The sequence below is a fragment of the Saccharomonospora iraqiensis subsp. paurometabolica YIM 90007 genome, assembly GCF_000231035.2.
Lineage (GTDB): Bacteria > Actinomycetota > Actinomycetes > Mycobacteriales > Pseudonocardiaceae > Saccharomonospora > Saccharomonospora paurometabolica.
Genome location: NZ_KI912250.1, coordinates 109,879 through 129,765 on the forward strand (window position 1 = coordinate 109,879; position 19,887 = coordinate 129,765).

Sequence of the window (19,887 nt, forward strand, 5' to 3'; positions counted from 1 at the left end):
GGCCCGGCGTCCAGTGCGTGCCGGGTGCGGTCGGGCACCCCCGCGGCGGCATGGATCCCGCGCGCCGCACGCAGCGCGGGCCACGCCTGTGCGGGGACCAGGTCCGGGTGTTCCGGGGGGAGCAGCACCACCGTGGCCGGCATCGGGGTCATGGCCGCACGGTACGGGACTCCAACAGGTAGCCCGTCAGCTCCTCGTCGCTCGGTGCCGGTGCGAGCGCGGCGCTGTCCCAGACGCCGTACCGGGGGTTGATCCGCACGCCCAGTTCCTCGGCGATCGGCTGCAACTGCCGCATCCCCGCCAGGTACCGCAGCTGCGGGTTCACCTGCTGCGCCTGTCCGGCGCCGTCCTCCCGCGCGGCGGACTCCCCGGAACCGGGGGCGCCGACGGTGCGGTCCCGCACGAGCGCGACCAACCAGCCCGTCCGCTGCCTGCTCGGTTGGATGACCACGACGGTGCCTTCGCCCGCGCCGAACACGGCGGTGGTGGCGAGTTCGGGGTCCCGGTCGAGGGTCCGCCCCAGTGTCAGTTCCTCCGTCACCGGCTGGTGCCCGTTCTCGGCGATGATGCGCTCCGCCTCGTCCGGGTTCCGCGCGATCCGCTCGCCCAGGTCCCGCGCGCTGCGCTCGGCGGTGGCCTCCACGCTCGACTCGGTCACCATCGCGCCCACCATGCGCACCGAGAGCCGGTCCCGGTACCGCTCGGTGAGCTGCTGCAACAGCAGCTGGTCCCGGACCACCCCGCGCACCCGGGACGGTTCGGAGAACGTGCTCCGCGCGATGGCCCGGACGCCGCCGTTGTCGTGGATCAGCCGGTCCACCTCGCGCGGGTCGACCTCCAGGCCCTCCCGTTCGGCGGCCACGGTCACCAGCTCGTGCACGACCCGGCTGCGCACGACCTCACGGCCGAACTGGTCGAGTTTGTTCTGTTCCTGCGCCTGCTCGGCCTGTTCGACGTTGTCGAGCAACCACCGGATCTCGGCCTGGACCGGGTCCAGGCCGATGGAGCGGTCCCCGACGAGGGCGGCGGAATCGGCCCTGCTCGGGCCGGAGCCACACGCCGTGAGCACGGTGGCGGTGAGCAGGACGAGCGCGAGGGCCACGGGGCGGCGGATGGTCCGAATCACAGCGCGTACCTTCTCACACCCGCCGGGCACGGGAGCAAGACGTCGGGGCGATGATCACTCCGTCCCCGTGCCACGGCATGTTGTTCCCGGTCAGGACGGCACCGCAGCGGGCTGCTCGGTCATCGAGGACAGCAGTCCGGAGCACCAGTCCAGCAGCGCCTCGTCCCGCAGCGGGGGCGCGCCCATGCGCCCGCCCGCGGGCCCCTCGGTGGGCTTGGGCACCGACACCGTGCTCGTCGCGGCCTTGTAGACCGCCTTCGGGTAGAGCCGTTTCAGCCGGACGAGCTGCGACTCGGCCAGCGGAAGCGGGGCGAATCGCAGGTTGCTGCCCTGCACCGTCACCTCGGTCACACCCGCCCGTCGGCACGCCTGGCGGAACTCGGCGACCTTGAGCAGCCGGTCCACCGGGGCCGGGGGCGCGCCGTAGCGGTCGACGAGCTCGTCGCGGACGGCGTCCAGTGCCTCCCGGTCCTGCGACGTGGCGATCTTGCGGTAGGCCTCCAGGCGCAGCCGCTCCCCCGGCACGTAGTCGTGCGGGATGTGCGCGTCCACCGGCAGGTCCACCCGCACCTCCGTGGGCGCGGCGTCCTCGTCGTCGACCCCGCCCGCGCCCGCGTCCCGCCGGAAGACGTCGACGGCCTCACCGACCAGCCGGACGTAGAGGTCGAACCCGACGCCGGCGATGTGCCCGGACTGCTCGGCGCCGAGGATGTTGCCCGCGCCGCGGATTTCCAGGTCCTTCATGGCCACCGCCATGCCCGCGCCGAGTTCGGTGTTCTGGGCGATGGTGGCCAGCCGGTCGTGCGCGGTCTCGGTCAGCGGCTGCTCCGGCGGGTACAGGAAGTAGGCGTAGCCGCGCTCGCGGCCGCGACCGACCCGGCCCCGGAGCTGGTGCTGCTGCGCCAGCCCCAGCATGTCGCCGCGCTCGACGATCAGGGTGTTGGCGTTGGAGATGTCCAGCCCCGTCTCGACGATCGTGGTGCTCACGAGCACGTCGTACTCGCGCTCCCAGAAGCCCTGGATGATCTGTTCCAGCTTGTGCTCGTTCATCTGCCCGTGCGCGGTGACCACGCGGGCCTCCGGGACCAGTTCCCGCAGGTGCCGGGCCGCCTTCTCGATCGAGGAGACGCGGTTGTGCACGAAGAAGACCTGGCCGTCCCGGAGCAGTTCCCGGCGGACCGCCGCGGCGACCTGTTTCTCGTCGTAGGCGCCGACGTAGGTCAGGATCGGGTGCCGGTCCTCGGGCGGGGTGAGGATCGTGGACATCTCCCGGATCCCGGCCATGCTCATCTCCAGGGTCCGCGGGATCGGGGTCGCCGACATCGTGAGCACGTCGACGTGCGTGCGCAGCGCCTTGATGTGCTCCTTGTGCTCGACGCCGAAGCGCTGCTCCTCGTCGACGATGACCAGGCCGAGGTCCTTGTAGCGCACCCCGGTCTGCAGCAGCCGGTGCGTGCCGATCACGATGTCCACCTCGCCGTCGGCGAGCCCGGTGAGCGTCTGCTCGGCCTCGTGCGGGTCGGTGAACCGGGACATCCCCTTGATCGTCACCGGGAACGAACGCATCCGGTCGGTGAACGTGTTGAGGTGCTGCTGCGCCAGCAGTGTCGTGGGGACGAGCACCACGACCTGTTTGCCGTCCTGCACGGCCTTGAACGCGGCACGGACGGCGATCTCGGTCTTGCCGTAGCCGACGTCACCGCAGATCACGCGGTCCATCGGCACGGTGCTCTCCATGTCCTTCTTGACCTCGTCGATCGCCGCGATCTGGTCGGCCGTCTCCACGAACGGGAAGGCGTCCTCCAGCTCCCGCTGCCACGGCGTGTCCGGGCCGAAGGCGTGCCCCGGCGCGGCCTGCCGGGCGGCGTAGAGCTGCACCAGCTCGGCGGCGATCTCCTTGACCGCCTTGCGGGCCTTGGCCTTGGTGTTCTTCCAGTCCGACCCGCCGAGCTTGGACAGCGTCGGCAGCTCGCCACCGACGTAGCGGGAGACCTCGTCGAGCTGGTCGGTCGGGACGAACAGCCGGTCGCCGGGGTGGCCCCGTTTCGAGGGCGCGTACTCCAGCACCAGGTACTCACGGGTCGCCCCGCCGACGGTGCGCTGCACCATCTCGACGAACCGTCCGATGCCGTGCTGGTCGTGCACGACGTGATCGCCCGCCTTCAGCGCGAGCGGGTCGACGGCGTTGCGCCGCCGGGACGGCATCTTGGTGTTCAGGTCCGGCGACGACCGCCCCGCCGTCGCGCCGCGCCCGGTGATGTCCGCCTCGCTGAGCACGACCAGCGACGAGCCGGGCGCGACGAACCCCTCGGTGAGACCCCCGCAGGTCACCGTGACCACCCCGGGCTTCGGCGCGGTGTCCAGCCCGCTCTCGGCGAGCGTGGCCGGGACCTCGGCGGCGGAGAGCTGCTCCACGGCACGCTTGGCGGTGCCTGCCCCGGCGACCACGACCAGCCCCGTCCCGCCGGACGCGGTGTGCGCGCGCAGGTCCGTCGCGGCCCGCTCCAGTTCCCCGCGGTAGCCGGGGGCGGCCTCGATCGCCACGTGGTAGGCGTCGTCCTCGCTGGTGAGCTGGGACAGCGTCCACCAGCAGCGGTCGGTGGCGCGGGCGTGCTCCCGGATCTCGTCGAGGCCGCGGTAGGCCGACGCGCCCAGGTCGATCGGGGCCTTGCCGGAGTCCGCCGCGGTCATCCACGACGCCTCCAGGAACTCCTGCCCGGTGCGCACCAGGTCCTGCGCCCGGGCCTCGATCTTCTCCGGGTCGGTGAGCACGACGTGGGCGCCCTCGGGCACGGCGTCGGTGAGCAGGCGCAGCTCACCGTCACACAGCACCGGGATCAGCGCCTCCATGCCCTCCACGGGGATGCCGTCGGCGAGCCTGGTCAGCATCTCGGCCAGGTGCTCGGTGTCCTCGTACTCACGGGCGAGCCCGGCGGCCCGGCGCTTGACGGCGTCGGTGAGCAGCAGCTCGCGGCAGGGCGGCGCGACCAGCCCGGACACCTCACCGGGCAGGGAACGCTGGTCGGACACCGCGAACGCACGGATCTCGGAGACCTCGTCGCCCCAGAACTCGATCCGGTGCGGGTGGTCGGCGGTGGGGCCGAACACGTCCAGGATGCCGCCGCGCACGGCGAACTCGCCCCGTTTCTCGACCATGTCGACCCGGGTGTAGGCGAGTTCGACGAGCCGGTCGGGCAGGTTCTCGAACTCGTACTCCTCCCCGACCCGCAGCTCGACCGGCTGCAGACCGCCCAGCCCGGGGGCCATCGGCTGGATCAGGCTCCGCACCGTGGTGACCACCACGCGCAGCCCGTCGCGGCCGGGCAGCGCCAGGCGGCGCAGCACCTCCAGCCGCTTGCCCACGGTGTCCGCGCGGGGCGAGAGCTTCTCGTGCGGCAGGGTCTCCCAGGAGGGGAAGTGCGCCACCGCGTCGGCACCGAGCAGGCTCGCCAGCGCGGCGGTGAGTTCCTCGGCCTGCCGCCCGGTGGCGGTGACGGCCAGGACCGGCCGGTCCCCACCCTGTTCGGCGGCCAGCGCGGCGAGGACGAGCTGTCGACCCGGGGGTGCCCCGTCGAGTTCGAGCAGCGGCGCCCCCGCGCGGTCCACGACCCCGCGCAGTGCGGGATCCGGCAGGACCGCGGCGAGCAGACCGGACAACGGGGCCTGGTTCACCGCCTCGGGGGCGGAGGTGCTACCGGGTTCGGTGTGCGAAGCGGTCACGGACCTGTACTTCCCCTCACGCGAGACACACCCGTGCCCGGGACGGCGGGGCACAGGGGGCTTTCCGCCCACCAGGGTACGTGCCCGGCCACCGGGCGACCGACCCAGCACCGAGGCACACTGTGCGCATGTCCGACCGCAGACCGGTGCTCTCCGTTCTCGCCGCGCTGGCCGTCCTGCTGACGGCGTGCGGCGGTCCCCCCGACGACGGCGCGCCGGAGTCCCCCGCCCCCGACGGCGGACCCGCGGACGGCACGGAGACGACCACGTCCGCACCGGGAGAGGTGTCGCTGGAGGCCGAACAGGTCACCGGCGGCCTCGAACACCCGTGGGACGTCGGCTTCCTGCCGGACGGTGGGGTGCTCGTCACCGAACGCCCCGGTCGGCTCCGGCTCGTGCGCGACGGCGACGTCACCGAGGTCGATGCCGACTTCTCCGACGTCCTCGTGCGCGGCGAGGGCGGGTTGATGGGGCTGGTGGTGCACCCGGACTTCCCGGACACGCGGGAGTTCACCACATGTCAGACGCACCGGCGCGACGGCGAGGCCGTGGACGTGCGGCTGGTGACCTGGCGGCTGTCCGGCGACGGCCGGGCCACGCGCCGGGTGCGGGACCTGCTGACCGGGCTGCCGGTCAACGACAGCGGAAGGCACTCCGGGTGCCGCCCCACGTTCGCCGCCGACGGCGCGCTGCTCGTCGGCACGGGTGATTCCGCGAGCGACCCCACGATCCCGCAGGACCGCACCAGCCTGGGCGGAAAGATCCTGCGCATCGACCCGGACACCGGGCGCGGCCTGCCGGACAACCCGTTCGCCGACGCCGACGACCCGGACACGCGCCGGGTGTACAGCTACGGACACCGCAACGTGCAGGGCGTGGCGGTACGGCCGGGCACCGGCCAGGTGTACGCCTCCGGACACGGACCGACCGGCTTCGACGAGGTGAACCGCATCGTGGCCGGCGGCAACTACGGCTGGGACCCGTCCCGGGGCGGGACGACCGACTCGTACGACGAGGACGTGCCGATGACCGACCTCGACCGGTTCCCGCAGGCGGTGCCCCCGCTGTGGACCTCCGGGGCGAGCTCGACCGAGGCGCCGTCCGGCGCGGCGTTCGTCTCCGGCGGGGGCTGGGGTGCGCTGGACGGGACCCTGGCCGTGGTGGCCCTGCGGGGGCAGAAGATGCTGCTGTTCCGGCTCGACGACGCCGGCGACGACGTCACCGAGGTGCTCCTGCCGCCCGAGTTCGACGACGCGTTCGGCAGGCTCCGCGCGGTGCGCCGGGCGCCCGACGACGCGCTCTGGGTGACCACGTCGGGCGGCGAGGACGACATGCTGTTCCGGGTGAGGCCGCGGCCGTCCTGAACCACCGCTCAGTCGCGGTGCGCTCAGCTCCGGGGACTGTGCTGGATCTTCGGCTTGTGCTCCAGGTGGGACAGGCCGTTCCACGCGAGGTTGACCAGGTGGGCCGCGACCTCGTGGCGCTTCGGTTTGCGCGCGTCGAGCCACCACTGGCCGGTCAGTGCCACCATGCCGACCAGCGCCTGCGCGTACAGCGGGGCCAGCTTGTCGTCGTATCCACGGCTGTCGAACTCGTGTGCGAGCACGTGCTCCACCTGCCCGGCGATGTCGTTGAGCAGGGTGGAGAACGTGCCCGACGCGCTGGCCACCGGGGAGTCCCGCACCAGGATGCGGAACCCGTCGTGCGCCTCGTCGACATAGCCCAGCAGGGCGAGCGCGGCGTGTTCGAGCAGCTCGCGGGGCCCACCCCCGTGCAGGGTCGAGACCATCCGGTCGAGCAACGACTGCATCTCGCGGTCCACCACGACCGCGTAGATGCCCTCCTTACCGCCGAAGTGCTCGTAGACCACCGGTTTGGACACGTTCGCCCGGTGCGCGATCTCCTCGATCGACGCGCCGTCGAACCCCTTCTCCGCGAACAGCGCCCGCGCCACGTCGAGCAGCTGCTGTCTGCGCTCGGCACCCGTCATCCGCACCCGGGCCGCCGGGGCCGTCGCCCGTGCCCCCGCGGCCGCGTCGCGCTTCGCTCTGCGTCTCGCCGCCACCGCCCGCAGCCTAATCCGCCCGCACCCGGGACGCCGCGAAGGACCCCTTCCCCGCGCCACCCGCCGCGAAGGCCTCCTTCCCTGCGTGCGATGCAGGCAAGGAGGCCTTCGCGGCACTCCGCGGGGTGACCGGCGGATTACTTCGCGGAGAGTTTCTGCAGGCGGTGCGGGGTGGGCCAGCGGACGTTGTAGGCCCAGCCGAGCTTCTCGAACACCCAGATCAACCGGGCGGAGATGTCGATCTGACCCCGCTGGACCCCGTGCCGGGCCGACGTCGGGTCGGCGTGGTGCAGGTTGTGCCAGGACTCGCCGAACGAGAAGATCGCCAGCGGCCAGAAGTTGGCGGAACGGTCCCGGGCACTGTAGGGCCGCTCACCGATCATGTGACAGATCGAGTTCACCGACCAGGTCACGTGGTGCAGCACGCACACCCGCACGAGACCGGCCCAGAAGAACGCGGTGACGCCGCCCCACAGCGACCAGGTCACCAGCCCGCCGACGATGCCGGGCAGCACCAGCGACAGCACGGTCCACAGCGGGAACAGCCGGTCGACGCGACGCAGCGCCGGGTCCTTGAGCAGGTCCGGCGCGAACCGCTCGGCGTTGCTGACGTCCCGCTCGAACAGCCAGCCCATGTGGGCGTGCCAGAACCCCTTGGCCAGTGCCACCGGGGAGGTGCCGAACATCCAGGGTGAGTGCGGGTCGCCCTCCCGGTCGGAGAAGGCGTGGTGCCTGCGGTGGTCCGCGACCCAGGTGATGAGCGGTCCCTGCACCGCCATGCTGCCCGCGATCGCCATGACGACCCGCAGCCAGCGCTTGGCCTTGAACGACCCGTGTGTGAAGTGGCGGTGGAACGAGACCGTGATCCCGAGTCCGCTGATGGCGTAGAACAGGACGAACAGGCCGACGTCGACCCAGCTCAGCCCCCATCCCCACGCGAAGGGGACAGCGACGGCCAGCGCGGCCAGCGGCGCGATCACGCCGAAGTACACCGCGAACTGCACGCCGGACGTGCGCTCTCCGTCCAGTATCGGCTTCGGGCCTCGCGCGGGCTTCGCCGCAGGGTCCTCGAGAGTAGCCGTCATACTTCTGCTTCTTTCCACGAATGACCAGGCAAGGTGGACCTTACCTACGTTTCCGTAGGTTACGGTACAGGAGGTCAGGGGCCGTTGGGGAGAGCCGATACCCGGTCGGGCGGCCCCGGTGGTGACCACCCCGTACCACGGTGGCTATCCTGACCAGGCGCGATCCGCCGTAGTGTAATTGGCAGCACTTCAGATTTTGGTTCTGACAGTCCAGGTTCGAGCCCTGGCGGCGGAGCTGCCCGGCTGCCGATCGCCTCCTGAGGTGCCCGGAGGCGAAGAAGGGGTGTGGACCGGCTGCACGGCGAGGACTGGGACGACGAGCAGCGCCCGGCGTTGGGCGACATGTCCGACGCCTGGGTGCTGGGGCGTGCCCGGGAGTTGATCGCCACGGTCCAGCGCACCGAACGCGCCGAACAGCTCCGGGTCACCGGGACACTCGACGAGCTGCTCGAGGAGACCCGTCGTCGCGGCGAGCCCGTCCTGGTCGCCCAGTTGCTGCGGGCCACCGCGCTGGCCCGGTTGGTGATCCGGGGGCTGGCCACCGAGGCCGAGCCCCTGCTGGACGAGATGCTCACGCACACCAAGCGGCACGGTCTCGCTCTCCTGCGGGCCGACGCCCACGCGCTGCGCGGCCGGTCGCTGGTGCTCGGCCAACAGGACGACGCCGCGCTCACCGAGATCGCCCGCGCCCTCGCCCTGCTCGACGACGTGCCGAGCCCCGAGATACACCAGGGGCGCCGGGCGTGGGACCGGCTCCTCGCGGCGGCACTCAACGACTGTTGGATCGTGCTCAACCAGCTCGGCGTCTACGAGGCGGCCGAGGAGATGATCTCCCGCGCCCACCAGGCCATCCGGGACAGCGCCGGCCCGCACGAGATCACCCTGCAACTGCTCAACCGGGTCAAGATGCTGCTCGGCTGGGGACTGCGGCTGGAACGGGTCGGGCGCCGGGAGGAGGCGAACGAGAAGTTCCGCACCGCCGCCTCGATGACGATCGCCGCGGAGGCGCCGTTCGCCGAGTCGCTGTTCCCCCGCAAGCCCGACGTGCCCGCCGTGGAGCAGGTCGGGGCGCTGGCGGCCTCGCTCGCGTTGGCCGCCCCCGCCGCCGCGCACATCGAACGGCTGCGCCGGCTCGGCGCGGAGCAGGGTTACCCGCACGAGAAGATCCTCGTCACCATCGCGCTGTCCCGGTGCCTGGTCGCCGACGGACGCACCGGGGAGGCCGTCGAGGAACTGCTCGACGCGCGGCAGACCGAGGCCGACGACACGTCCCAGCCGTCCATGCGGCTCAACCTCATCCGCGAGCTCGCCACCCTCGGGGTGGCCGGCGCCCCGGGCAGCGGACGGGAGCCCCCCGGCGACGGCACGGCGACCGTGGACGAGCCGGCCCCGACCGGTCGGACGTCCCCCGACGCGTCCCCGGCCGGAGCGTCCCCCGCCGAGGAGCTCCCCACGGACGACACCGGCACGGACGCGACCACGGCACCGGACGGCCCCGGGGACCGGGAGCGCGGAACGGCCGCACTGCCGACGCCGACGGAGCTGCTGTGCGACTACGTCGTCGAATTGGAGGAGGAGCTGTGGTCGCTGCGTGAGTCCCAGATCGCGACCCTGAACACCCGGCGGGAACACGAGCGTCTCTCCGCCGAACACGGCGCGATCACGCAGCAGGCGATGCAGGACCCGCTCACCGGCCTGCCGAACCGTCGCGCGCTCGACGAACGGCTGCACGCGCTCGCCCTGTCCGGCGACTCCGAACCGCTCTCGGTCGCCCTGGTGGACCTGGACGGCTTCAAGGACGTCAACGACCAGCACTCGCACGCCGAGGGCGACGACGTGCTGCGGGTGGTCGCCAGCACCCTGCGGGACGCGCTCCGCGGGGACGACGTCGTGGCCCGCTACGGCGGGGACGAGTTCATCATCCTGCTCCCGGGTGCGCCGATGACCGCGGCGACCCAGGCGCTCACCCGCGCCGTGAAGTCGGTGGCCTCGCTGCCGCGGCATCTCTCGCACGGGGTGACCCTGTCGGTGGGGCTGGTCGGCCTGCGGCCGCTGGAGCGCGCCGAAGAGGTCCTCTCCCGCGCGGACGCGGCCATGTACCAGGCGAAACGGCGCGGCGGGAACCAGATCGCGTCGAATCCGGCGAGGGAGGGGACCGCCCACGGTGGCAGCACCCACCCGCCGGGGGACGACCCGACGGCGGGGCGCACACGACGGACGTAGGATCGTGGGCCGTCGGTGAAACCCCGTGCTGATTGAGGAGTGCCGTGACCGGCCCGCTGAGCACCATCATTCTCGCCGCGGGTGAGGGCACCCGCATGCGCTCGAAGACCCCGAAAGTGCTGCATCCGATCGCGGGCAGACCGTTGGTCGAGCACGCGGTGCGCGCGGCGGCCGGGCTCGATCCGGACCGGCTCGTCGTCGTGGTGGGACACGGCAGGCAGCCGGTGACCGAGCGGTTGTCCGGGCTGGCCGACACCCTCGGCAGGCCGGTGGCCACCGCGGTGCAGGAGACGCAGAACGGCACGGGGCACGCGGTGTCGTGCGCCCTGGCCGGACTCGGCGGCGCCGCGGGGGTGACCGGCACGGTGCTGGTCACCTACGGCGACGTCCCGCTGCTGGACACCACAACCCTCGAGGCACTGCTGTCCGAACACACCGGACGCGGCAACGCCGCCACCGTGCTCACCGCGGTGGTCGGCGAACCGGGCGGCTACGGCCGGATCCTGCGCGACGCCGCGGGCGAGGTCACCGGCATCGTGGAGCACAAGGACGCCGACGCCGACCAGCTCGCGATCCACGAGATCAACTCCGGGGTGTACGCGTTCGACGCCGCGGTGCTCGCCGACGGCCTGTCCCGGCTGTCCACCGACAACGCCCAGGGCGAGCTGTACCTCACCGACGTGCTCGGCATCGCCCGCGATGCCGGCGGCCGCGTCGGCGGCCTCGTCGTCGACGACCCCTGGCTCACCGAGGGGGTCAACGACCGGGTGCAGCTCGCCACGCTCGGCGCCGAGCTGAACCGGCGGATCGTGCGGCACTGGCAACGGGCGGGGGTCACCGTGGTCGACCCCGCGACGACCTGGCTGGACGCGGATGTCACCCTGGCCCCCGACGTGGTGCTGGAGCCCAACGTGCAGCTGCACGGCCGGACCACCGTCGAGGAGGGGGCACGGATCGGCCCGGACACCACCCTGACCGACGTCGCGGTGGGTGCGGGGGCGCGGATCGTGCGCACCCACGGCAGCGACTCCGTCGTCGGGGCCGGCGCCGAGGTGGGCCCGTTCGCCTACCTGCGCCCGGGCACGCGCCTCGGCGCGGACGGCAAGATCGGCACCTTCGTGGAGACGAAGAAGGCCGACATCGGCACGGGAACGAAGGTGCCGCACCTGACCTACGTCGGGGACGCGACGATCGGTGAGCACAGCAACATCGGCGCCTCCAGCGTGTTCGTGAACTACGACGGCACGGACAAGCACCACACCGTCGTCGGTTCGCACGTGCGCACGGGCTCGGACACCATGTTCGTCGCCCCCGTGACCGTGGGCGACGGCGCTTACAGTGGAGCGGGAACGGTGCTGCGGCGGGACGTGCCGCCGGGCGCGCTCGCGGTCTCCGGCTCGCCACAACGCAACATCGAAGGCTGGGTGCCCCGGCGCAGGCCGGGTACCCGTGCGGCGGAGGCAGCGGAGAAGGCGCTCGCCGCACAGCAGGAAACCGAAACCGACGGGGAGTCGCCAGAATGAGCCCGAAGTCCGGCACGCCGAAGAAGAACCTGATGCTCTTCTCCGGCCGTTCGCATGTCGAACTCGCCGAAGAGGTCGCCAAGAGCCTCAACGTGACGATCACCCCGCAGACCCTGCACAGCTTCGCCAACGGCGAGCTCTACGTGCGCTACGAGGAGTCGGTGCGGGGCTCCGACGCCTTCGTCCTGCAGAGCTTCTCCCCGCCGATCAACGAGTGGATCATGGAACAGCTGATCATGGTGGACGCGCTCAAGCGCGGCAGCGCCAAGCGCATCACCGTGATCATGCCGTTCTACCCCTACTCGCGGCAGGACAAAAAGCACAAGGGCCGGGAGCCGATCTCGGCGCGGCTCATCGCGGACCTGTTCAAGACCGCGGGCGCGGACCGCATCCTGACGGTGGATCTGCACACCGCCCAGATCCAGGGCTTCTTCGACGGCCCCGTCGACCACCTGCACGGGCAGAACGTGCTCGCCGACTACATCAACGAGCACTACGGCGACAACAACATCACCGTCGTCTCCCCGGACTCCGGCCGGGTGCGCCTGGCCGAGAAGTGGGCCCAGCAGCTCGGCGACCGGCCGATCGCGTTCATCCACAAGACCCGCGACCCGGACAAGCCGAACCAGGCCGTGGCCAACCGCGTCGTCGGCAATGTGGAGAACCGGCTGTGCGTGCTGATCGACGACATGATCGACACCGGCGGCACGATCACCAAGGCGACCGAGGCGCTGCTGGAGGGAGGCGCCTCCGACGTGGTGGTGGCCTCCACGCACGGCATCCTGTCCGACCCGGCGGCCGAGCGGCTGGCGAACTCCCGGGCGCGTGAGGTGATCGTCACCAACTCGCTGCCGATCCCCGAGGAGAAGCGCTTCTCCAAGCTCACCGTCCTCTCGATCGCCCCGCTGCTGGCCCGCGCCATCCAGGAGGTCTTCGAGGACGGCTCGGTCACCAGCCTCTTCGACGGAAGCGCCTGACCCGGCGGGTCACCCTCCGTAGTTGTGCCGTGAGGGGCACTTTCCCTGCGTTGAGTGCAGGGAAAGTGCCCCTCACGGCGTCTGACGCAGGGAAAGTGCCCTTCACGGCACAGCCCGGCCGGGGGCGGCTGTGGCGGGTGGGAGGGGCTGGCATAGGATGTAGGGGTTGTCTCGGCGAGGTGAGAGACGTCGCGTGGTGCGACGACTCTCGACGTGATCGACGCGGCGGCTCGTAGGCCACCCGTGCGCGCACGTCGTGGACTCGCCGCCGGACAGCCACAAGCAACGTTTTTCCCGATCCCACCGCAAGGAGTGCATCCCCGTGTCCGAGGTACGTCTGACGGTCGAACCGCGCACCGAGTTCGGCAAGGGCGCCGCGCGCCGCACCCGCCGCGCGGGCAAGATCCCCGCGGTGCTGTACGGCCACGGCGAGAACCCCCGGCACCTGGCGCTGCCCGCCATCGACTTCGCCCGAGTGGTCCGCGAGAACGGCCAGAACGCCGTGCTCACGCTGGACGTCGCGGGTTCGGCGGAGAAGACCAGGGAACTGGCGCTGACCAAGACCGTGACCGTGCACCCGCTGAAGAACTACATCGAGCACGTGGACCTGCTCGTGGTGCACCGCGGGGAGAAGGTCACCGTCGACGTGCCGGTCTCCACCACCGGCCAGGCGGCGCCCGGCACGCTGGTCAACCATGAGCTCGACACCGTCCAGGTCGAGGTCGACGCGCTGAACATCCCCGAGCACCTCGAGGTCTCCGTGGACGGGGCCGAGGCCGGCACCCAGATCTCGGCGGGCGACGTGCCGTTGCCGCGTGGGGCGACCCTGGTCGGCGACCCCGAGCAGATGGTGGTCGGCGTCAGCGAGGCGCCCACCGAGTCGGCCATGGAGGCCGAGGTGGACACCGAGGGCGCCGGTGTGGTCGAGGAGCAGTCCGAGACCGAAGAGGCCAGGGCCGAGTAACACCGGGTCGGACGAGACAGCGGGACCGGGGTGCCAGGAGTGGGAAACGATCTGCCGGGGGCCGGCGAGCGCGTGCTGCTCGCCGGCCTCGGCAACCCCGGGCCGCGGTACGCGGCGAACCGGCACAACATCGGCTTCCTGGTGCTGGACGAGCTCGCCGACCGGCTCGGCGGTTCGTTCAAGGCGCACAAGGGCGGTGCCGAGGTGCTGGAGGGCCGCCTGGCCGACCGCGGCGTGGTGCTGGCCAAGCCCCGGTCGTACATGAATCTCTCGGGCGGGCCCGTGGCGGGCACCGCCCGCTTCTACTCGATCGCCGTCGACGGTGTCGTGGTGATCCACGACGAACTCGACCTCGACTTCGGTGCGGTGAAGCTGAAGTTCGGCGGCGGCGACAACGGACACAACGGGCTCCGTTCGATCACGAAGTCGCTCGGCACGCGGGACTACTACCGTGTGCGGTTCGGGGTGGGCCGCCCGCCGGGGCGGATGAGCCCCGCCGATTACGTGCTCAAGGACTTCTCCACCGTCGAGCGCAAGGACCTCGCCGTCCACATCGACCGGTGCGCCGACGCGGTCACCGAACTGGTGCGCTCCGGTCTCGCCGCGGCACAGAACGCCTTCCACTGATCCGCCGCCACCGTGCCCTTCCGCCGGGGGCCGTCCGCACGGCACCAGTTCGATCAGCGCCCCACAGGTCGTCCCCCGTACGAGTGCTCTGCCCACCCTGATCAGGCGACAATCGCGGCCCGGGGCGTTTCCCGGGCACTCCTCGTGGCTAGGTCGTGACGCGAAGTCGGACCACGCTCAGTCAGGAGGAAGGGTCGCATGTCGCTCACCGCAGACGAGGTCGCCGGGATCGAGTTCGGCGACGCACCACTCGGCCGCCGCGGCTACTCCAAGACCGAGGTCGACGCCTTCGTGCGCCGCGTCGCGCGGGCACTGGCGGGTGCGGACGACCTCACCGCGGCCGAGGTCCACCACGTCCGTTTCTCCCGGCCACTGCTGGGCAGGCGCGGCTACGACGAGCGGGAGGTCGACGAGTTCCTCGACGCCGTGGAGGAACAGCTGCTGGCCGTGCCCCGCCCACGGTCCGGGCACCGTGCCGACGACGTCGACCGGGACCCCGCCGTCCCCCAGGAGCCCGCCGGACCCGACCACGGCGCCGGACCCGACCACACCGCGGGCCGTCCGACGGCGCGGGGGCATCGATGAGGCTCACGGCCGCGGACGTCGACGACGTGTGGCTGCCCTCCGCCCCCTGGGGCACCCGCGGGTACAACACGATGCAGGTGAACGCCTTCCTGCGCCGGATCGCGGCCACTCTGGACGGTCGGGACCACCTCTCCGCCGCCGACGTCGGCGCCGTCGCGTTCACCCTGCACCCGATGGGCAGGCGCGGCGGGTACGACCCCGGTGCCGTCGACGCCTTCCTGCGCGTCGTCCAGCGCGCCCTCGCGATCCGCGAACGTGGTGACCACGGCCGCGCCGCGCCACGGTCGGAGCGCGACGACACCCACGACCGGCCGTGGCGGCGGATCACGGCGTGAGGCGCCGCACGCTCAGGCGTGCGCCTCGATCCGCTCCCGGTACTCCTCCGCGGTCGCGGCACGCCGGACCTTGCCCGACGGCGTCTTCGGGAGACTGCCCTTCGGCAGCACCAGCACCGAGTACGGCCGCGCGTCGACGGCCTCCCGCACCCGGGCGGTGACCTGCCGCGCGAGCTCGGCCTCGGCCTCGGCGTCCCCGGCCACCGTGGACTCCAGCACCACGGCGAACCGTTCCCGGCGGGTGCCCGCGTCGAGCCGCACCGCCACGGCGTTGCCCGCGCGCACCCCGTCGACCGCGTCCGTCGCGCGCTCGATGTCGGTCGGGTAGACGTTGCGGCCGCCGAGGATGATGACGTCCTTGGCCCGCCCGCAGATCGCGATCTGACCGTCCACGAGATACCCGAGGTCGCCCGTGGCGAACCAGCCGTCCGCGTCCTGGGTGTCCACCGGGCCGTCCACGGTGAGGTAGCCCGGGGTGACGGCCTCGCCGCGCAGCTGGATCTCGCCGACCTCGCGGTCGGCGCGCGGGCGGCCGTCGTCGCCCACGATCCGTGCCTCGAGGCCGTTCAGCGGACGGCCGAGCACGGCGAACCCGCGCACGGCGTCGGTGCCGCGGCGCGGGTCGTCCTCGGGAACCGGGACGGCGCGGTTGTCCGCCTCCAGCGCCTCGGCCTCGATCACATCGACGGTGAGGCCGGTGAACAGCGGCGCGAACGACACGGCCAGCGTGGCCTCGGCGAGTCCGTAGGCGGGGAAGACGCACTCGGCGGGCATCTTGAACCGCGCCCCCGCGTCGGTGAAGGCCTGCACGGCGCCCGGGTCGATCGGCTCCGCCCCGTTGAGGGCGATGCGCAGGGAGGACAGATCGTAGGCGTCGTCGTCGTCCACTCTGGCCAGTCTGCGGCCGACGATGGCGTAGGCGAAGTTCGGCGCGGCGGTGGTCGTCCCGCCGTACTTGCTGATCAGCTCGGGCCACAGCAGCGGCCCGGTGAGGAACTCGGCCGGTGTGATCTTGACGAGTTCGACGCCGAAGGTCATCGGCACCGTCAGGAACCCGACCATGCCCATGTCGTGGAAGGTGGGCAGCCACGACACCATCACGTCGCGGGTGAAGTCGAACTCGGCCCGTTCGACCATCGCGGTGATGTTCGAGTACAGGTTCCCGTGCGTGATCTTGACCGCCTTCGGCTCGGCGGTGGATCCGCTGGTCAACTGGAGCAGCGCGAGCGCGTCCTCGTCGACCTCGACGGGCTCGGCGAGCGGCTCGAAATCGACCAGGTCGGTGATCATGCGGTACTCGATACCGTGCTCGGCCAGAACCGGGGCGAGCTGGTCGAACGGCTCCCCGAGCAGCACGAGCCGGGAACCGATCATCCGCAGCACGGTGAGCGTGTCGTCGGCCCACTGGGCCAGGTCCGTCCGCGGGGTCGGCTGGTGCAGCATGGTGACGCTGCCGCCCGCGAGCCAGGTGCCCTGCACCGTGGGTGCGATCAGCTCGGGGGCGCCCGCCAGCACCGCCACGGCCGCACCCGGCTCCAGACCACCCTGGACGAGTCCCCCCGCCAGGCTGCGTGCCCGCTCATGCACCTCGGACCACGTTCTCCGCACGGGCTCGGTGGGTTCCCCCGTGACCATCCCGCGCTGCCGACCACCCGCGTTCGCGGTGGCGACCATCGTCTCCACGAACCGACTCATGAGTAAACCCTAACCCCGGGCCGTTTCACTCCAGCGCCTCGGAGGTCTCCAGCCACCGCTGCTCCAGGTCCTCCTTCTGCGCCCGCAGGTCCTTGAGCTCGGTGTTGAGCCGCATGAGCCGGTCCGGGTCGGTGGCCGCCTCGGCGAGCGCGGCGTGCAGTTCGGACTCCTTCGCCGCGAGCGAGTCGAGCTTGCGCTCCAGCTTGCCCAGTTCCTTCGTCGCGGCCCGCCACTCGGCCGGGGTCAACGTCCGGTCGGACCCGGCACCCTCGTCGCCGGCCTCCCGACCCCGGTCCTTCGACCCGGACGCGCCGGTGCCGCCCACGCCGGTGCCGCCCGTACGCGGAGCCGAACGGCGGTCCAGGTATTCGTCGATCCCGCCGGGCAGGTGCGTCACGTCCCCGTCCCCGAACAGGGCCACAACGCTGTCGCAGACACGTTCCACCAGGTACCGGTCGTGCGACACCACGACGAGGGTGCCCGCCCAGCCGTCGAGCAGGTCCTCCAGCTGCTGCAGGGTGTCGATGTCCAGGTCGTTGGTCGGCTCGTCCAGCAGGAGCACGTTGGGCTCGGACATGAGCAGCCGCACCAGCTGCAGTCGCCGCCGCTCACCGCCGGAGAGGTCCCGGACCGGCGTCCACTGCCGGGACCGCCCGAACCCGAGCCGCTCGGCGAGCTGCGACGCCGAGAGCTCGTGTTTACCCAGGCTGACCCGGGAGGCGACCCGCTCCACGGCCTGCAGCACCCGCAGGTCGCCGGGCAGGTCGTCGAGTTCCTGGCGCAGGTGCGCCATCCGCACCGTCTTGCCCTCGATCCGCCTGCCGGTCTCCGGTTCGGTCTCCCCGGCCAGCAGCCGCAGCACCGAGGTCTTGCCGGAGCCGTTCACGCCGACGATCCCGACCCGGTCGCCCGGGCCGATCCGCCAGGTCACGTGGTCGAGCAGGGTCCGCTCGTCGATCGACAGCGAGGCGTCCTCCAGCTCCAGCACGGTCTTGCCGAGCCTGCGTTTGGCGAACGACGTCAGTTCCACCGTGTCCCGCGGTTCGGGCACGTCGGAGATCAGCGCCTCGGCGGCCTCGACCCGGAACTTGGGCTTGGACGTGCGCGCCTTGGCGCCGCGCTGCAGCCACGCGAGCTCCTTGCGGGCGAGGTTGCGCCGTTTCTCCTCGGCGGCGGCGGCCTTCCGGGCGCGCTCGGCCCGGGCGTAGATCCAGTCGGCGTACCCGCCCTCGTACTGCTCGACGCGCCCGTCGGTGACCTCCCAGGTGCGGGAACAGACGGTGTCGAGGAACCAGCGGTCGTGGGTGACCACGATCAGCGAGACACGGCGCGCGAGCAGATGGTCGGCCAGCCACCGCACCCCCTCGACGTCGAGGTGGTTGGTGGGCTCGTCGAGCACGACGACGTCGAGTTCGGCCACCAGCGCCGCGGCGAGCGCCACCCGCCTGCGCTCACCGCCGGACAGCGTGTCGGTGGGTGTGTCGAGCCCGATCGCGGCGATGCCGAGGCCGTCCACGATCGACCGGATGCGCGGCTCCGAGGCCCACTCGTGCTCGGCGGCGTAGTCGGACAGCACCGCCTGCCGGACGGTGCCGCCTTCGGGCAGGTCGGTGCGCTGGGTGACCACCCGCATCCGCAGGCCCCGGGCCCAGCTCACCCGGCCCGAGTCGGGTTCGCTGATGCCGGAGAGCACCTCCAGCAGCGTCGTCTTGCCGCCGCCGTTCAGGCCGACGACGCCGATGCGTTCCCCCGCGCCCACGCCGAGCGAGACGCCGTCGAGCAGCGTCCGCTCGCCGTGCGACTTGCCGACCGCTTCCAGGTTGACCAGGTTGGCCATCCGCCTCGTGTGTTCCCTTCCCGGGCCGTCGCGCCCGGCGGTTCGTGTGGTTCTCGTTCGTGGTGTCGGTGCCGTGCCGTCAGTGTGGTGCCGTGCCGTCGGTGTGGTTCCGTGCCGTCGGTGTGGTCTCGACGGGGTCAGTCGTCGGTGTGCACCCGGGCTCCCGGTACCGGACCGTGCGCCACCCGCACCGTGCGGCACACCCCCGCACCCGCCAGCTCGGCCGCCACCGCGAGGGCGTCCTCCCGTCCGTCGCACAGGAACGCGCAGGTCGGTCCCGAACCGGAAACCACCCCGGCCAGCGCGCCCGCGTTCACACCCGCACGCAGCGTCCGTCGCAGGTTGGGCCGCAGCGACACCGCGGCCGCCTGCAGGTCGTTGCCGAGCAGCAGCGCCAACTGCCGGGCGTCCCCCGCGGCCAGCGCCTCCATCAACGGCTCCGGCCCCCCGACCCGGGGTGGGTCCCCCGCACCCCGGAGCCGGTCCAGCTCGCCGAAGACCTTCGGGGTGGACAGCCCGCGCTGGTCGAACGCGAGCACCCAGTGGAACGTGTGCCGCGCCAACACCGGCACGAGCCGCTCACCGCGCCCCGTGCCGAGCGCCGTGCCGCCCTGCAGGGCGAACGGGACGTCGCTGCCGAGTTCCGCGGCGACACCGGCGAGTTCGTCGCGGGACAGGTCCAGCTTCCACAGTGCGGAGAGCCCGACCAGGGTGGCGGCCGCGTCGGCGCTGCCCCCGGCCATCCCTCCGGCGACGGGGATGCCCTTGCGGATCGTCACCCGCACCCGGGCGGCGTCCTCCGGCCTGCCGACATGCTCCGCCAGTGCCCGCACCGCACGCCGGGCCAGGTTGTCGTCCCCGGCGGGCACCGCCTTCGCACCCTCCCCCGACACCTCGACCCCGGGTTCGTCAGCGGCGGCCACGGTCACCTCGTCGGTCAGCGACAGGGCCTGGAACAGGGTCGTCAGGTCGTGGTAGCCGTCCGCACGGACGTCACCCACCGACAGGTGGAGGTTGATCTTCGACGGCACCCGCACGGTGACCGGCGGCTCAACGACGGCAAGCACGTCCACCAGCGTACTTGCCGACCCGACCCCGCCGGTGCGACCCGGCGCCGCGCGCGGA

At 72.1% G+C, this 19,887-nt stretch carries 15 protein-coding genes and 1 tRNA gene; 9 read left to right on the forward strand and 7 right to left on the reverse strand.

All coding sequences use genetic code 11. From position 1 onward, the window contains the following. Positions 1-148 precede the first annotated feature (148 nt). Both SACPADRAFT_RS0216615 and mfd read right to left on the reverse strand, forming a co-directional pair. A complete protein-coding gene (locus tag SACPADRAFT_RS0216615; RefSeq protein ID WP_007023519.1) occupies positions 149-1,126 on the reverse strand; it encodes a SurA N-terminal domain-containing protein in 978 nt (325 codons plus the stop codon). Positions 1,127-1,216: 90 nt separating this feature from the next. Continuing rightward, positions 1,217-4,798, reverse strand: coding sequence for a transcription-repair coupling factor (mfd, locus tag SACPADRAFT_RS0216620; RefSeq protein WP_028662519.1), 3,582 nt, complete (start codon positions 4,796-4,798; stop codon positions 1,217-1,219). 176 nt (positions 4,799-4,974) lie between these two features. On the opposite strand from mfd, the gene SACPADRAFT_RS0216625 reads away from it, so the two are divergent. Beyond that, positions 4,975-6,210, forward strand: a complete 1,236-nt coding sequence (locus tag SACPADRAFT_RS0216625; protein WP_007023517.1) for a PQQ-dependent sugar dehydrogenase — start codon at positions 4,975-4,977, stop codon at positions 6,208-6,210. 23 nt (positions 6,211-6,233) lie between these two features. Here the strand turns inward: SACPADRAFT_RS0216625 and SACPADRAFT_RS0216630 are convergent, their stop codons facing one another. Both SACPADRAFT_RS0216630 and SACPADRAFT_RS0216635 read right to left on the reverse strand, forming a co-directional pair. Beyond that, the gene (locus tag SACPADRAFT_RS0216630) at positions 6,234-6,836 is read right to left on the reverse strand and encodes a TetR/AcrR family transcriptional regulator (protein ID WP_040924516.1); all 603 of its coding nucleotides are present in this window, start codon (positions 6,834-6,836) and stop codon (positions 6,234-6,236) included. Positions 6,837-7,048: 212 nt separating this feature from the next. After that, positions 7,049-7,996 carry an acyl-CoA desaturase gene (locus SACPADRAFT_RS0216635; RefSeq protein ID WP_007023515.1) on the reverse strand — a complete coding sequence of 316 codons (948 nt, stop codon included), beginning with the start codon at positions 7,994-7,996 and terminating at the stop codon, positions 7,049-7,051. A gap of 163 nt (positions 7,997-8,159) precedes the next feature. On the opposite strand from SACPADRAFT_RS0216635, the gene SACPADRAFT_RS0216640 reads away from it, so the two are divergent. The 8 genes from SACPADRAFT_RS0216640 (at position 8,160) to SACPADRAFT_RS0216675 (ending at position 15,230) form a co-directional block, all read left to right on the forward strand. Continuing rightward, positions 8,160-8,231, forward strand: a tRNA-Gln gene (locus SACPADRAFT_RS0216640). A 50-nt stretch (positions 8,232-8,281) separates the two neighbouring features. Continuing rightward, positions 8,282-10,219: a GGDEF domain-containing protein gene (locus tag SACPADRAFT_RS28290; RefSeq protein ID WP_007023514.1), complete on the forward strand. Its 1,938-nt coding sequence runs from the start codon at positions 8,282-8,284 to the stop codon at positions 10,217-10,219. 44 nt (positions 10,220-10,263) lie between these two features. Continuing rightward, positions 10,264-11,742, forward strand: a complete 1,479-nt coding sequence (glmU, locus tag SACPADRAFT_RS0216650; RefSeq protein ID WP_007023513.1) for a bifunctional UDP-N-acetylglucosamine diphosphorylase/glucosamine-1-phosphate N-acetyltransferase GlmU — start codon at positions 10,264-10,266, stop codon at positions 11,740-11,742. Then, complete coding sequence (locus SACPADRAFT_RS0216655; protein ID WP_007023512.1) at positions 11,739-12,719, forward strand: ribose-phosphate diphosphokinase; 981 nt, start codon at positions 11,739-11,741, stop codon at positions 12,717-12,719. Before glmU ends, SACPADRAFT_RS0216655 begins: the two co-directional genes overlap by 4 nt. A 322-nt stretch (positions 12,720-13,041) precedes the next feature. Beyond that, the gene (locus tag SACPADRAFT_RS0216660) at positions 13,042-13,683 is read left to right on the forward strand and encodes a 50S ribosomal protein L25/general stress protein Ctc (protein ID WP_007023511.1); all 642 of its coding nucleotides are present in this window, start codon (positions 13,042-13,044) and stop codon (positions 13,681-13,683) included. 39 nt (positions 13,684-13,722) lie between these two features. Further along, the gene (pth, locus tag SACPADRAFT_RS0216665) at positions 13,723-14,310 is read left to right on the forward strand and encodes an aminoacyl-tRNA hydrolase (protein WP_026453871.1); all 588 of its coding nucleotides are present in this window, start codon (positions 13,723-13,725) and stop codon (positions 14,308-14,310) included. A gap of 198 nt (positions 14,311-14,508) precedes the next feature. Next, positions 14,509-14,895, forward strand: a complete 387-nt coding sequence (locus SACPADRAFT_RS34085) for a DivIVA domain-containing protein (RefSeq protein WP_007023509.1) — start codon at positions 14,509-14,511, stop codon at positions 14,893-14,895. After that, positions 14,892-15,230 carry a DivIVA domain-containing protein gene (locus SACPADRAFT_RS0216675; RefSeq protein ID WP_007023508.1) on the forward strand — a complete coding sequence of 113 codons (339 nt, stop codon included), beginning with the start codon at positions 14,892-14,894 and terminating at the stop codon, positions 15,228-15,230. Before SACPADRAFT_RS34085 ends, SACPADRAFT_RS0216675 begins: the two co-directional genes overlap by 4 nt. 12 nt (positions 15,231-15,242) lie before the next feature. On the opposite strand, the gene SACPADRAFT_RS0216680 is transcribed toward SACPADRAFT_RS0216675, so the two are convergent. The 3 genes from SACPADRAFT_RS0216680 to SACPADRAFT_RS0216690 all read right to left on the reverse strand — a co-directional run bounded on the left by SACPADRAFT_RS0216680 (position 15,243) and on the right by SACPADRAFT_RS0216690 (position 19,829). Further along, a complete protein-coding gene (locus tag SACPADRAFT_RS0216680; RefSeq protein ID WP_007023507.1) occupies positions 15,243-16,925 on the reverse strand; it encodes a fatty acyl-AMP ligase in 1,683 nt (560 codons plus the stop codon). A 25-nt stretch (positions 16,926-16,950) separates the two neighbouring features. Further along, entirely contained in the window at positions 16,951-18,762 is a 1,812-nt protein-coding gene (locus SACPADRAFT_RS0216685; protein ID WP_007023506.1) for an ABC-F family ATP-binding cassette domain-containing protein, read from the reverse strand. 137 nt (positions 18,763-18,899) lie between these two features. Then, positions 18,900-19,829 (reverse strand): 4-(cytidine 5'-diphospho)-2-C-methyl-D-erythritol kinase, encoded by a 930-nt coding sequence (locus SACPADRAFT_RS0216690; RefSeq protein WP_028662521.1) that lies wholly within the window; start codon positions 19,827-19,829, stop codon positions 18,900-18,902. Between the last annotated feature and the right edge of the window lie 58 nt (positions 19,830-19,887).